Raw genomic sequence first — 14,536 nt, 5'->3', positions numbered from 1 at the left:
ATTCTCTGCAAAATTTTCAAAACAGGTAACTGCATTCACCATTATGTCAGCTTGCTTATCAAACAGATCAAAAAATTTAACCTCATGAGGTATAAACTTGTAAAATGGCATATGGCATACTCCATATATATTTAATTTATTAAAATAAAACCTAATACAAAATTAAGTGACATTTTGAGTAATTATTTGGTTTGTCAATATATTTTATATAAATTTGTCTATACATCAGGACGGAATTCATCTATATCTTTATTGATTGCTTGTACCTTTTCAACTAGCATTTTAGCGGTTTCGGTAATATCAAGCCCCTTTGCAGCATTTTTCTGCGCCAGTTCATTTATTGATCCTATAGTGTTGGATATCTCATCAATAGCTCTCTTCTGCTCATCCATTGCCATTTTTATCTGTTCGGACTGTTGCCTTATTGATTCAACACTGTCACTAGCTACTGCATTTTCCTTTGCCTGTCGTGTAACGGTATCCGATAATGCAGTTATATGAGATACAATGACATCTATATCTTTGATAATAGTATTAATGGTATAGATAACCTGTGTAACATTTTGCATTCCAGTCCGTATCTCACGGTCATTATTCACTATAAGGGCACCAATTGTCTTGATACTGGTTGCAGTCTGGTCAGCCAACTTGGATATTTCATCAGCAACGACAGCAAAACCTCTACCATAATCACCTGCACGTGCTGCTTCAATGGCTGCATTCAGCGATAAAAGATTTATCTTATCAGAAATATCATTAATAATTGCAATAATTCCAGTTATCTCACCAGAACTTTTTCCTATGCTATTCATTGTTTCATTCATCAATGCAAGCGATTCCTCCCCGGATTTTGCATTAACCGAGATGCCCCTCATTTTTTGTAACGCTTCCTGAGTAAGCGTTACCATTTCTTTCATAATATCAGCTGTGGCCTTCATTACTTTTGATAATGATTCAATGCCATCAAACTGATGGTCAGTGCTTGATTTTACATGTTCGGTCCCTGCAGATATTTGTTCAACTGATGCTGAGACTTCCTCTATTGCAGCAGCCTGATCCTGAGAATTTTGCATAAAGCCTGATAATATTTGTAAAAGCTGTTCTGAAGACGAATACAGTTGTCCCGAATTTAACTTGAGTGTGTTTTTTATAAAATCATTCTGTTTTCTATTTATCTCTGCTTCCTTTGCCATTTCTTTATGGAGCATTTCAGTTTCCTTAGCAATATCAAAATATTTCCTCAATACTGCTCCCATTGACAATAATATGAAAAGTGTTATCCCCACAACAAACCGTGCAAAGCGTAGGTCAGGAGTGAAATCATAAAATTGTCCGGTATAGACACTGATAACATCAATCACCGCACCATAGATAACAATCAATAGCCCAATAAAGGACATTAAAAGATACTTTATACGTTTATGAATGATCATATCAATAACAAAGCTGAAAAACGCATACAGAATTAACAGCGCCAGTATGCCATCACGTACTATATATAAAGGGCCTTCAACTCCCCTACCGTGATCAGCCTGACGTAGTAGCCAATCCTGGCGATGCTGTGTAACCGAAACAAATGCATCAGGATATAGAAAGGCTACTATAATAATCAGTACAGTAATGCCCATCATTATTCTGTAAATAATGGTATTAACTTTTTTCCATGCAGGCGTTATTTCCAACATCTGGTGCAAAAAGTAAGGGATACCAAAAATGAGTAAACTTGCTCCTACCTGTTCAAGGCGATGAAACTGCATACCAATATCAGGTTTAAGAATCCATCCCATAATAAGAATGAGTGACTCACTCAATACAAATGTAAATCCTGCAATTCCTATAATTACCATGGATAAATGTAGTGCATCTTTAGATTTGATATACATTAATAAGTACAACAACAATCCAAAAAATAACACACCCGCACAAAAAATGGCTGGAAAAACTTGTGATGCCTCTATTAATTGTTGAAATTGTATCATGTATAAATTCCTTTATGTTAAGAGTAAAAAATCTTTCATACTGCTTTTAAAATCTTACACTATAACCAGTATAATTCATACTCATCTACTATTATGCATACCGTATAATTCATAATAATGCAAGTAATAATTGCATTAGTATTTTTGAATCTGCCATGCCCTCATTTGTTTACTAAAACAGTTACTATCGCATAAAAAAGAGTTGAATTTCAATTGCCTATAGCCTTTTATGCATTGTATGGAAGTACAGGAACACTCGTTAGAACTATCGCACAAAAATATTTTACAACCTCTTTTGCAAAAGGTATCAATACCTATATCTGAGTATTCATTTGCAAACCTGTACCTTTTTCGTTCAGTACACCAATATATCCTTATAACCGGGGATATCACTGCAATTAAAGGAATAACCTACGACGGCAAACGCTATATTATGCCTGTTATGCCACTGGATGAGGAATATGCTGAAAAACTGGTACAATTACTACAGCCGGATATATATCTTTTTCCCATTCACCATGACTGGTTACATTTTTTTACTGATAAAGGCTTTGGTTACCATTACAATGACGGCGATTCAGATTATGTCTATACTAAAGAAAAGTTAGCTACCTATTCAGGGAAAAAACTACATGGGAAAAGAAATCTTTTATATCAATTCACTACAAAATATTCTGTGGAAGTGCTTCCATTAACCAGCCAGAAAGTTAACGATGCATTATATGTGCTTGACGTATGGAAAAAGGAATCCGGTAATGATGCAGATATTGCAGCGTGCATTGAAGCGTGTATGTTGCTTGACGAATTAAATTTGTGCGGCAGCATGTATTATGTTGATGGAAAACCTGCAGCCTTCATCATTGGCGAAGCAATAACAGAAGACATGTTTGCCATTCATTTTGCAAAAGCTATAACAAGTTACAAGGGAATTTATCAATACATGTATAATCACTGTGCAAAAGCATTACCCACAAATTATAAATATTTTAACTTTGAACAGGATTTAGGCTTAGAACCGCTGCGATTTGCAAAACGTTCATATCAGCCTGATATGATAGTGACAAAATATCGTGTGAGTGCTTTAAACCAATGACTATTGAACAGCTTATTGAATACCTTAAAAACTACGAACCATTTATGAAACAGGTTGCAGCATGGTATACGGTACCTGCAAAAGAAGCACACTATGCACCATACCCGGATGATATAGACGAACGAATCCGCAATGTATACATGCAGCGTGGCATAGAAAATCTCTACAGCCATCAGCGATCAGCATATGACGCAGTCCAAAGAAAAGAAAATATAGTGGTTGTAACGCCAACAGCTTCGGGTAAAACACTTTGCTATAATCTTCCCGTGCTTAATTTTATGGCCAAATATCCTGACGCACGAGCGCTGTATCTTTTCCCCACAAAGGCACTATCGCAGGATCAGCTTTCTGAACTTCAAGAGATTATGAAGATCACCGGTTTATCCATTAAAACATATACCTTTGATGGTGATACACCACAATCAGCTCGTAAAGCTATTCGCACAGCAGGTAATATTGTCATCACCAATCCCGATATGCTGCATTCAGGTATTCTGCCTCATCATACTATATGGGTTAAGCTTTTTGAAAATCTGCAGTACGTCGTTGTTGATGAAATCCATACCTATAAAGGAGTCTTTGGCAGTCATTTTGCCAATCTCATACGAAGACTTAAACGTATATGCTCATTTTATGGCAGTCACCCGCAGTTCATCTGCTGCTCAGCAACTATCGCCAATCCACAGGAACTTGCTGAAAAGCTTTTTGAAATGCCGTTTGCAGTGATCGACAATAACGGTGCTCCCCGTGGTAAAAAGCATTTTATAATCTATAATCCGCCCGTGGTTGATAAGGCATTAGGTATACGAGCTTCAGCCGTGAAGGAAGCAGCTAAAGTTGGCGCACTGTGTGTGAAAAATAATATCTCAACAATAGTTTTTTGTAGAAGCAGGCTGCGTGTTGAGATCATCGCAACGTATTTAAAAGAACAGTGTAAAGGGTTTTCAGTTGCTGCATATCGTGGCGGGTATTTACCCAATGAACGCCGATCCATTGAAAAGGGTTTGCGTGAAAAAAAGATAAACGCTGTTGTATCAACCAATGCGCTCGAGTTAGGTATTGACATTGGCATGCTGGATTGTGCCATCTCGATGGGCTATCCTGGCTCTATAGCTTCACTGCAGCAGCAATCAGGACGTGCTGGCAGGCGGGGAACCGATTCTCTTGCAATAATGGTTGCCACAAGCTCACCGCTTGATCAGTACATTGCAAGCAATCCACACTTTGTGTTTGAAAACAATCCTGAGATGGCAAACATTAATCCTGACAACCTGCTCATCCTCATGGACCACATCAAATGTGCAGCATTTGAAATTCCCTTTGGTATTGATGAGCTGTTCACACCGCAGCATAGCACCACTCGTGAGATGCTTGAGTACTTAGCGCAAAAGAATATCTTAAAAGAATCTGCAGGCAAGTTTCACTGGATGAGTGATATCTATCCTGCAAATGACATATCATTGCGCAGCGCTTCACATGATAATGTGGTGATAGTTCATAAAGACAATCATGCGCAGGTCATTGGTGAAATTGACCTCCCTTCAGCACCAACCATGATACACGATGATGCTATCTATCTTCATCAGGGCCAGCAGTACTATATTGACAAATTAGATTGGGAACGCAGGATTGCCTATTGCCATGAGGTGGAATCCGATTACTACACCGATGCTGAAGAAAAGACCGATATTCATGTACTAGAAGAATTTGAATCAAAAGCGCTGTCAATTGCAACTTTGAGCCTGGGCGAGGTGAACGTTCGCACCAAAGCCATCATGTTTAAAAAGATAAAATTTGGAACCCACGAAAATGTTGGCTGGGGGAAGATTAACCTCCCTGAGCTGGAAATGCATTCAACAGCAATGTGGTGTAGTTTCACTGATAAAGTGATTGGTACAATGGAACGCGAAGAAGCTGGCGAAGTATTCTTAGGTTTATCATACATTTTACGTAACATTGCGCCACTGTATACACTGTCTGATTATGCTGATATACGCGTTGTGTTTGAAAATCGTTCACACTTCACCAATCAGCCAACAATCTTTATATATGATGCTATTCCTGGAGGTGTAGGCATATCCCAGAGGATTTATCATATATTTGGGCTGATAGCGCAAGCAGCACAGGATGCAATAGCCGCGTGTACCTGTACTCATGGCTGCCCTGCCTGCATTGGCCCTATGATCACCAAAGAAGGCATCAAAGAAAAAGTAATAACACTACTAAAAAACTTACACCATGAATCTGAAGGACAAACTCAACATATACTACACTGACTCATGTAATCCTGTAACCGATAGTTCCTGGATACAAGAAGCAGGCGGGGAAACTATTGCCACACCATTTGGCCAAACTATTACGTTTGTACAGCACTACCCAATTGCATCGTTACACATCGATGATACCACTAATGACATTGCAGCCTACTGTGCAATGCATCGCATGGAACGTGTCACACTTGATCAGTGTGTTTTTTTTGATATAGAAACAACCTCACTCACCAGTGGAACAGGTAATTATGCATTTTTAATTGGCTTAGGATATTTCAGTGACAATACATTCACGGTTGAACAGATTTTCATGCGTCAGTATGGTGAAGAGCCTGCTGTACTTTTTCACTGTGCTGAACGTTTAAACAAATTTAAGGCAATTGTAACTTTCAATGGCAAAACCTTTGATATACCCATTATAAAAACGCGCTACAGGATTAACCGCATTCAGGGCTTTCCTGTTTCCATGCCCGTCATTGATTTACTCAAACCCGCACGCTCAATCTTTAAATCAATTTACGCAAGCTGTTCATTAAAATCACTTGAAGAGCTTCTGCTTGGGATTACCAGGACTGACGATATACCAGGCTACCAGATCCCCGATGTGTACTTTACCTATCAGCAAACCGGCTGTGACTCACGCCTTACCGCAGTCATTGAACATAATCGCATTGATATAACATCTATGGTTCATCTTCTTGTTTTTTTCAACTCACTGTATGAACTCATTCACACAAAACAGTTTGACCAGGTACCAACACACCTGTATAAAAATATTGCAAAGCATCTGTATTCGCGAAACATTCAATTGTTCATTGAACTCATTGAATATGCTGGCCATGCATTACTTGACAACGACCACTCCTTGTTTAAGAAGTATTCCACAGCATTAAAACGCTCTGGCCACATTGAGCAGGCACTTACATTCTGGGAAAAGAATATCAATCTCTTTTCACTTGAGGAATTGGCAAAACACTATGAACATCGTATCAAAGATTATCACAAAGCACTAAACTACTGTAATTGGGCGATAGCTCATATGAAAAAGCTTTCAGACAACCAAAAGCTCATTGAACACTACACCGCACGTTTTACCCATAGAATTAATCGGTTGAATAGAAAAATACAATGAAACCATATCATTACCTTGCACCCTACTACGACTATATGCTTAAACACGTTGATTATGCCAACTGGTATCATTACCTTAGAATGATAATGTGCAGGTATATTAATAATCCACGAACGGTTCTTGAGCTTGGATGTGGTACCGGAAAATTTGGGCCAAAGTTTTCAATGGATGATTACGAGATATATGGCATGGATAAATCACTTGAAATGTTAAAAATAGCAAAAGTGCGCGCCTATAAAAATTATCACATTTTTTGCGGTGATATTACAAAGTTTGCATTGTCAAAAACCATTGATTTTATTTTTTCTGTACATGATACATTCAACTATCTCCTTGATTATGATGATTTTTCCAGCGCATTACACTGCGTACATAGCTGCATGAACAACGACAGCATCTTTTTGTTTGACCTTACCACAGAGTATAATATCAAAAAAAATTTTCACAATAAGCTATTAACATTTCAAATTAAAGGCACCGATATTCAGTGGTACAATGAATATGATGCTCATTCAAAAATATTATACTCAAAGTTGACATTTACCATGCATAACACTACCCTGAAAGAAGAACATCTTCAGCGCTTATATACAATTGATGAAATACTACCTCTTATTGAACAATGTGGTCTTACAGTAGTTGATATTGTTGGGGATTACACTCTTAAGCCGCCTTATGAAGAAACAATTATGGTTAACTTTATAACAAGACGGGCACAACGATGATTGAAACTATTCTCTATATTCTTTCATTTGGTACAGGCATTGCAGTTTTTTTATATCTTCTTTCCCTGTATCATCATATAAAAGAACGACCAAAGCCTGACAAAAAACAACCGCAAAAAACAATACCAGAAAAGATACAAGTCATGCCACAACGTGATGAACCCATCCATTTAAAAGAAAGGACATGCCCGGTATGTGGATCAAAACTCAGCAAGTATGAAGCATTATATGCCTCAAAGATTGTAAAGGATAGCACAAAGATATTAATTTATGGCTGTCGCTACTGCTATAAACCTGATGAAGATCCTGATAAAAAAAAGAAATCAGATATATAAAACTCATCCATAAATACCAATGATGGGCATGAAACTGCAAAACTCTTTGAAAACAACTGGATACAGCCCTTCAACATTATCATCCCTGTGATTAAGCATCAGTGCTATCTGTTGTTGATGCGCAGGACCCATGGGGAATACTATCATGCTATCAGGTTTAGCAACATGAAGTAACAGCAATGGTCGTTTTTTGCAACCTGCCAGTACTAGTATTGCATCAAAAAAACCTACCGATTCATCAACATCTGTGCCATCGCCATGAAAAATACGAATATTTGACAATCCTATTTTTTTAAAGCGTTGCTTTGCACGTACAGCAAGTTCTTCATCTATTTCAATGGTGGTTACTGATTTTGCAAGCTGCGCTATCACTGCAGTTGAATAGCCTGAACCAGTACCAATCTCAAGAACATGGAAATCTTTTTTTATGCCACAATACTGAATCATGCGAGCAAGTGCAAGCGGTTCATCGCTTGTTTCGCCTCTGCCTATCGGAATTGGCAGTTGACCATATAACCTGTCTTCATATATTTCATCAAAAAAATCCTGTTGATTAACTGCTGCAAATGCATCCAGCACCCTTTTGGGAATCTTATTTTTTTGCAAAAATGAAATAAATTCCTCTTTTCTTTTTTTCAGCGATTTCATAAGCTCTACGTTTCCACTACTCAATAAATTGCAAAAGATAGGTAAGAAAATAATCTGAAATAAGTATGGTCATGGATGAAGCAACAACAGCCCGTATTGTGGCCCTGCCCACACCTTCAGCCCCACCAGAAGTGTTAAACCCCTGATAGCAGGCAATAATGGCAATTTCAATGCCAAAAAAAACAGATTTAAAAATCCCTGTTAAAAAGTCCATGACACCTAAATAGTTAAAAACATTTTCAATATATTTGTCGATAGTTATCCCTAAATTAAAGTAGGCTATGAATGCACCACCCAATGAACCAACAACATCCGTAACAACAACCAATACCGGCGTCATAACCAAGCAGGCTAAAAAACGCGGAACCGATAGATACTGAATGGGATTAGCATCAAGTGTGATGAGTGCATCAATCTGCTCTGTGACACGCATGGTGCCAATTTCAGCAGCTATGGCTGAACCAACCCTTCCTGATAAAAGCAGAGCAGTAAGCACGGGACACAATTCTCTGAACATTGCAATAGACACAGCGCTTCCAATAAATACTGATGAGCCTGACATAAGTGAATCCATGGCCTTGCCTATCTGCAATGCCATGACCATGCCAGTGAAAAAAAGGGTGATACAGGTTACCGGTAAGGACTTGTACCCTATTTCAAGCATCTGAGTTAAGATGTTTTTTGCATCAAAAGGTGGCTTAAAAATCCATTTCACGGTTTGTGTAAAAAACAGTGAATGTTTGCCTACTGATTCAAAAAATTGAATAACCGTTCGTGGTATTGTTATCTCAGTGCCATTCATATCATTCTTCACGGAATTTTTCAACATTCCCAAATTTCATATACTTGTCCCAGAAGCGTAATTCAATTGTTCCGGTTGGACCATTACGCTGTTTTGCCACAATGATATCAGCTATGCCTATACGTTCAGTTTCTTTTTTAACTTTTTCTTCACGGTATATAAATAATACAACATCAGCATCCTGTTCAATTGCTCCTGATTCACGCAGGTCAGACAACTGAGGTTTCTGGTCAGTTCGTGATTCCACAGCACGTGATAACTGGGACAGTGCAATAACCGGAACCGATAGTTCACGGGCAAGCTGCTTCAAGGCATTGCTGATTTCAGCTATCTGCTGATGGCGTTCCAGCCTGTTATTGGACACAATAAGCTGAAGATAATCAACAACTATAAGTCCAACCTTTTGTTTCTGGGCAAAACGCCGTGCCTTTGCTCTGAGTTCAAAAATACTTAATCCTGGTGTGTCATCTATGAACATGGGGGATTTTTCCAGCCTGCCGGAAACATCAATGAGCTTTCGCAACTGTTCGCTGCTTATCTGGCCGGTTCGTACATGCTGCATATCAATCATTGATTCAATACACAATATTCGGGTTGCAAGCTGTGTTGCAGGCATTTCAAGTGAAAAGAATAGTGTAGGCTGTTTTTCACGCAATGCCACATGATTGGCAATATTCAATGCAAGTGCTGTTTTCCCCATTGATGGACGAGCAGCAATGATAATAAGTTCAGATTCATGAAAACCGGTAAGCATGGCATCAAGATCAGTAAATCCACTTGCAATGCCGGTAACAGGCCTTTTTGTTTCGTACATGTGGCCTATATCTTCAAGAGTCAGCTTCAACACACTGGCTAAGCTTTCAAAATCGCTTGTAATACGGCGCTGGGTAATGAGGAATATATCCTTTTCAGCATCATCAAGAAGTACTTTTGTGTCCAGCGTAGTATCGTATGATTTTTCAGCTATAGTGGTACAGGTTTCTATGAGTTTTCGCCGCAGGCTTAGCTCTTTTACCCTGTTAGCGTAAAACTCAGCATTAGCCGCAGTGGAAACTGTACGGTATATATTAACCAGTGCAGGATCACCACCTGCTTTTTCAAACTGTTTTTTATCAATCAGCCGTTGCTTGATTGTAATAAGGTCAATAGGTATGGCTTTTATCTCTAATTCCCTGATAGCCTCATAAATCATTCTATGGGCATCAATGTAGAAATCCTCCACCTGGAGGATTTCAATAACCTTTAATAAAGCATCTTTGCTTAATAATATAGAAGATAAGCACGCAGCTTCGGCCTCAACATCATGAGGTGGCATGCCAGCATCAAGCATGCGGTTACTCCTTCACCACAGTAACCTTAATGGTTGCAGACAGCCCTTCATCCAATTTAATCTTTACTTCATGTTCCCCGGCCTTCTTTATTGGCTCAGGCAACACTATTTTTCTTTTATCGATAGAGTACCCCATCTGTGAAAGCTTCTGGGCTATATCAATTGCAGTAACTGAACCAAACAATTTATCCTCTTCCCCAACCTGAGCACCAATTGTCAGAGCAACATTGGATAATGCTTCTACAAGTTTCTGCCCTTCTTTTTTGCGTTTTTCTTTCTTTATTTTTACAAGCTTCTTCTGATGTTCTATTGCTTTTGCACTTGATTCATTATAAGGGATAACAAGTTTTTTAGGCAAAAGGAAATTGCGTGCATATCCTTCTGCAACCTCTTTTACATCGCCTGCTTCACCTAAATTGGGAATATCCTTCTGTAATATAACCTTCATATTGAAACTCCTTTGAAAAAAATTAAACAATCTTTCTAAAATTCATCCAGAAATCAATGATGCCCAAACCCATAAGCATCGTTATTATAAAAAAGAGTACCTGAAACCCCAACAGTACGCCAACAAATAACAGCACCATACCGTAAAGTTTAGGCCATTGCTTTTTTTCAAAATAGAAACTTACTATGGACAATCCCTGAATGGTGTACACCACACACAAAATAAGACCCACATTAAGAGCTATTGCCCATACCATATGATCGCTGCTGCTTAAAAGTACCGTTGCCCAGCTTATAATAAGTAAAAAAACAATCCATTCATTAATTCTAAAAAAAGCAAATTTACTATCAGAGATTGTTAAAAATTTAAACCGTATAAAAAAGGCATACACAAGAACATATATAAAAAGTGAAACAACAATTGAACTGAAAAAATACGAAAACGGCATAAGTATGCGCATTGTTGGCAAAAAGTTTTCAGGTTGCTGCATCATAACCGACTTTTCTGCAGCATCTAACGATGATCCTTCAATCATCTGCTGTATCATGGTATGGTTGTCTGCAACTACATCAATCCCTTTCAGGTAATACTGCAGATAATAGACAAAAAGAAGCGAAAACCACAATACCAGCACACTTATAATAAAATATCGCTGAAACGAAAACCGTTGTGCTGTATAGCCAAAAATTGCACCGGCAATAATAAATTGAATACCAATCATTTCATTTATAAGGTACGATAGACCTATATAACTGGCAGTTGCAATAATTATAAGAGCTATCGCACCTAATGGTGATTGCAGTCTGTACACCAGCATAGCTATAACTACGCTTAAAGCTATACCAAGTATAAAATGAAGCAGCAGTTCCACAATGTCACATTAAAAAATTATTTTACAACAAACGGCAACAATGCTATAATACGAGCACGCTTAATAGCACGTGCCAAATGGCGCTGATGCTTTGCACAGGTTCCCGTAATCCGCCGTGGAAGTATTTTACCTCTGTCGGTAATAAACCTGACCAGTAAATCCGGATTTTTGTAATCGATAGCTAAGTTTGGATCTTCGCAGAAACGGCATACTTTTTTCTTGAATTTTGGTATTCGCTGCACCTGAACAGCTGTTGCCAGCACCTTATCATCATCCTCAGGGGCTACAGCTTCTGGTTTAGCTTCCTGAAGATTAATATTGTCCTGTGAATCTATAGTTTCATCATGTTTAATTTCTTCGCTCATTATGGTACTCCTATGAAAATAGAATTTAATTAATGTTATTATAAACTTTTTTCTTAAACCTACACTTCTTATTGTCATTCCGGACTTGACCCGGAATCTTTACGTCAGCAGTCATTCCGGACTTGATCCGGAATCTACATTTGCACTCCCCATAGATCCTGAATCACAGTTCAGGATGACTTCTACCTCTCTGTCATTCCGGGCTTGATCCGGAATCTACATTTGCACTCCTCATAGATCCTGAATCACAGCTCAGGATGACTTCTACCTCTCTGTCATTCCGGACTTGATCCGGAATCTACATTAGTCTCTTCATAGATCCTGAATCAATCCTGAAATAAATTCAGGACATGGTTCAGGATGACTTTTGCTCTATATTCCCATTCATTCAGGGAATATAGTGAATATTTAAAATGGTATCTCATCATCAGCAAATGGCTGATCGCTATTAATATCAACAGGTTCATCCTGTTCGATAGTAACCTGTGAATCAGACTGCTGTTTGCCACCCAGAAATTGTAACGATTCAGCAACTATTTCCACAGTTGACCGTTTGTTGCCTTCTTTATCCTGCCAGGACCTCTGCTGCAGTCTTCCTTCCAATGCCAGTTGCTGGCCCTTTTTACAATAATTGGCAACAGTTTCAGCCAACTTACCCCATGCAACACAATTAAAGAACGAAACAACTTCTTGCTTTTCGTTATTCTTTAAGTAAATCCTGTTATTGGCCACTGAAAAGGAAACAACAGCTGACCCACCCGGAGTATATCGCAACTCAGGATCCCTGACAACTCTTCCTACCAGTATAACCTTGTTTAAATCACCGGCCATACACGTTACGCTGTCTTACTTAGTTTTGGGAGTTTAACAAAAAGATATCGGAGGATATCCGGCTGCAATCTGAATTCGGCAATGATGCTACTAACCGATGTTGGATTTATCTGAGCAATAAAATATTCATAGTAACCATCATTTGCCTTATCGATAGTATACGCTAAACTACGTATACCCCATGGTTCATCAGATTCAATAACAACCTGATTTTTCTTTAAAATTTCACGGACCTTTTCTTTAAGCGATTCCAGCTTGTCCGAAGGCCGCAATATGACTATTAATTCGTATTTGTTCATTGTTACCCCCTATGGATAATAGTAGCTGCACTGCATACGCGTGCAGCAGAAGGACTACCACTATTTTTGCACATACTATAATTTGCAACAACTTTTTTTCAATACTTTTTTATGGAAATAGTAAATTTTTAAAACTGTCTTATTGAGTTTTCTACAATGGAATCCTGAAATTTATCCCTGTGGGGTTTTATTATGTTTAAAAAATATAGTAATTACAATAATTTTACCTGACGTTTACAATTTGCCCTTGACTTGAAATGCTTTATTTTATACTATTTCACTAAATTTTCTGTCAAAAATTACCTGTAATGTCATTATGTAGTGGCAGACTTTCTGGAGAAAAGTTGATAATGAAAAAGATCATCAAAACAAATGATATTAAAACCAATACCCCTATCAGAGTGTATAAAAAAGGGTATGGATATGCATTGCTGACATTAATTGAAAATAACGACCTATTCCTTATATGTAAATCACCTGAGGATTTTTTTACGTATATCACGGAAAATGAAACTGTTGAATGTTATATATGGCCATATCCTGATGGTTCGTATGATTTTACCACAATAGTGTTGGGTAAAATTTCTTTACCATTTCCCATTATTTTACTGAAACATACCAATTCTATTGTCTATAATCCTACACGTCAGTGTCTTAAGGCCAAAGTAAATATACCTTTCACCTTTTTCACATTTTCAATTAACACCGCTAAAAGCTTTTCTTCTGAAGATATACAATGGCATGAAGGTACTATTCTTGAGCTTACTGACAGGGAAGCAGTACTTCAAACAACAATTAAACCGGAACATTTTGTAAAGGGCCACCTTCATTTAGACACCAAAGATATTGATATAACCGGCAAAGTAACAGGTATCAACAGCACACAGTATGACATTTCTTTTGTAGGGCTGGACGACGCAGACAGGATTGCAATACTGGATTATATCTTCACCGTTTACCGGGAATAATCCACTATTTTACCAGAACAGCACCATCTTCTAGAATAATATCACATACAATAGTATCCACTTTTGTGTTGAGCGGTGTTGCAACAACAAACTGGCCACTGAATTCAAAGGTATCCTCTGGCTGCAAAAGGTCTGAATAATCTTCTTTGTCAGTATAGCAATAATACAGAATCTTTATCCTGGGAAGATTTACAGATAGGATAATCCTATATTTCTTTTTTAAAAGATTAGATTCTTCTACTTTGACAACCTGTCCCTGAGCTTTAACCACTCTATCTTTCAATGCGTCAAGCATCTGTAATCGTTTGATTGCATCACTGTTTTGCAAAGAAGCATACCATTGATTATCAAGTATTACTTCTTTTGCTTCATCAGCAGTTACATGTACAGTTACTATCGCATATAATAAAAATAAAATGGTACTATATATCCACTTCATG

General features: G+C 38.0%; 16 protein-coding genes. 6 read left to right on the top strand and 10 right to left on the bottom strand.

Features of this window, described 5'->3' with window-relative positions:
* Positions 1-218: 218 nt before the first annotated feature.
* Positions 219-1,847, bottom strand: coding sequence for a methyl-accepting chemotaxis protein (locus AB1444_04430; GenBank protein ID MEW6525899.1), 1,629 nt, complete (start codon positions 1,845-1,847; stop codon positions 219-221).
* 370 nt (positions 1,848-2,217) lie between these two features.
* Here AB1444_04430 and AB1444_04425 point away from each other — a divergent pair, with 370 nt between their 5' ends.
* From AB1444_04425 to AB1444_04405, 5 genes are read left to right on the top strand one after another with little or no spacing between them, the layout of a single operon-like run.
* Positions 2,218-3,072, top strand: coding sequence for a phosphatidylglycerol lysyltransferase domain-containing protein (locus AB1444_04425; GenBank protein MEW6525898.1), 855 nt, complete (start codon positions 2,218-2,220; stop codon positions 3,070-3,072).
* Positions 3,069-5,348 (top strand): DEAD/DEAH box helicase, encoded by a 2,280-nt coding sequence (locus AB1444_04420; protein MEW6525897.1) that lies wholly within the window; start codon positions 3,069-3,071, stop codon positions 5,346-5,348. Before AB1444_04425 ends, AB1444_04420 begins: the two co-directional genes overlap by 4 nt.
* Positions 5,311-6,474: a ribonuclease H-like domain-containing protein gene (locus AB1444_04415; GenBank protein ID MEW6525896.1), complete on the top strand. Its 1,164-nt coding sequence runs from the start codon at positions 5,311-5,313 to the stop codon at positions 6,472-6,474. The genes AB1444_04420 and AB1444_04415 overlap by 38 nt, the downstream gene beginning before the upstream one ends.
* On the top strand, positions 6,471-7,199 hold the full coding sequence (locus AB1444_04410) for a class I SAM-dependent methyltransferase (protein MEW6525895.1): 729 nt from the start codon (positions 6,471-6,473) through the stop codon (positions 7,197-7,199). The genes AB1444_04415 and AB1444_04410 overlap by 4 nt, the downstream gene beginning before the upstream one ends.
* Positions 7,196-7,534, top strand: coding sequence for a hypothetical protein (locus AB1444_04405; GenBank protein MEW6525894.1), 339 nt, complete (start codon positions 7,196-7,198; stop codon positions 7,532-7,534). The genes AB1444_04410 and AB1444_04405 overlap by 4 nt, the downstream gene beginning before the upstream one ends.
* A 3-nt stretch (positions 7,535-7,537) precedes the next feature.
* On the opposite strand, the gene AB1444_04400 is transcribed toward AB1444_04405, so the two are convergent.
* From AB1444_04400 to rpsF, 8 genes are all read right to left on the bottom strand, one after another.
* Positions 7,538-8,182: a protein-L-isoaspartate O-methyltransferase gene (locus AB1444_04400; protein ID MEW6525893.1), complete on the bottom strand. Its 645-nt coding sequence runs from the start codon at positions 8,180-8,182 to the stop codon at positions 7,538-7,540.
* 16 nt (positions 8,183-8,198) lie between these two features.
* Positions 8,199-8,984 carry an ABC transporter permease gene (locus AB1444_04395; GenBank protein ID MEW6525892.1) on the bottom strand — a complete coding sequence of 262 codons (786 nt, stop codon included), beginning with the start codon at positions 8,982-8,984 and terminating at the stop codon, positions 8,199-8,201.
* Between the two features lies 1 nt (position 8,985).
* Entirely contained in the window at positions 8,986-10,314 is a 1,329-nt protein-coding gene (gene dnaB / locus AB1444_04390; protein ID MEW6525891.1) for a replicative DNA helicase, read from the bottom strand.
* A 4-nt stretch (positions 10,315-10,318) separates the two neighbouring features.
* Positions 10,319-10,762, bottom strand: a complete 444-nt coding sequence (rplI, locus tag AB1444_04385) for a 50S ribosomal protein L9 (protein ID MEW6525890.1) — start codon at positions 10,760-10,762, stop codon at positions 10,319-10,321.
* Between the two features lie 22 nt (positions 10,763-10,784).
* Entirely contained in the window at positions 10,785-11,633 is an 849-nt protein-coding gene (locus AB1444_04380; GenBank protein MEW6525889.1) for a DUF2232 domain-containing protein, read from the bottom strand.
* 17 nt (positions 11,634-11,650) lie between these two features.
* Positions 11,651-11,998 (bottom strand): 30S ribosomal protein S18, encoded by a 348-nt coding sequence (rpsR, locus tag AB1444_04375; protein ID MEW6525888.1) that lies wholly within the window; start codon positions 11,996-11,998, stop codon positions 11,651-11,653.
* Between the two features lie 408 nt (positions 11,999-12,406).
* Positions 12,407-12,829, bottom strand: a complete 423-nt coding sequence (gene ssb / locus AB1444_04370) for a single-stranded DNA-binding protein (GenBank protein ID MEW6525887.1) — start codon at positions 12,827-12,829, stop codon at positions 12,407-12,409.
* 5 nt (positions 12,830-12,834) lie between these two features.
* The gene (gene rpsF / locus AB1444_04365) at positions 12,835-13,128 is read right to left on the bottom strand and encodes a 30S ribosomal protein S6 (protein MEW6525886.1); all 294 of its coding nucleotides are present in this window, start codon (positions 13,126-13,128) and stop codon (positions 12,835-12,837) included.
* Between the two features lie 350 nt (positions 13,129-13,478).
* Here rpsF and AB1444_04360 point away from each other — a divergent pair, with 350 nt between their 5' ends.
* Positions 13,479-14,096: a hypothetical protein gene (locus AB1444_04360; protein MEW6525885.1), complete on the top strand. Its 618-nt coding sequence runs from the start codon at positions 13,479-13,481 to the stop codon at positions 14,094-14,096.
* A 4-nt stretch (positions 14,097-14,100) separates the two neighbouring features.
* Here the strand turns inward: AB1444_04360 and AB1444_04355 are convergent, their stop codons facing one another.
* Positions 14,101-14,535 carry a hypothetical protein gene (locus AB1444_04355; GenBank protein ID MEW6525884.1) on the bottom strand — a complete coding sequence of 145 codons (435 nt, stop codon included), beginning with the start codon at positions 14,533-14,535 and terminating at the stop codon, positions 14,101-14,103.
* Position 14,536: the final 1 nt, after the last annotated feature.

The organism is Spirochaetota bacterium, assembly GCA_040756435.1.
Classification (GTDB): Bacteria; Spirochaetota; UBA4802; order UBA4802; family UB4802; genus UBA4802.
This window is presented reverse-complemented; position numbering and strand designations above follow the sequence as displayed.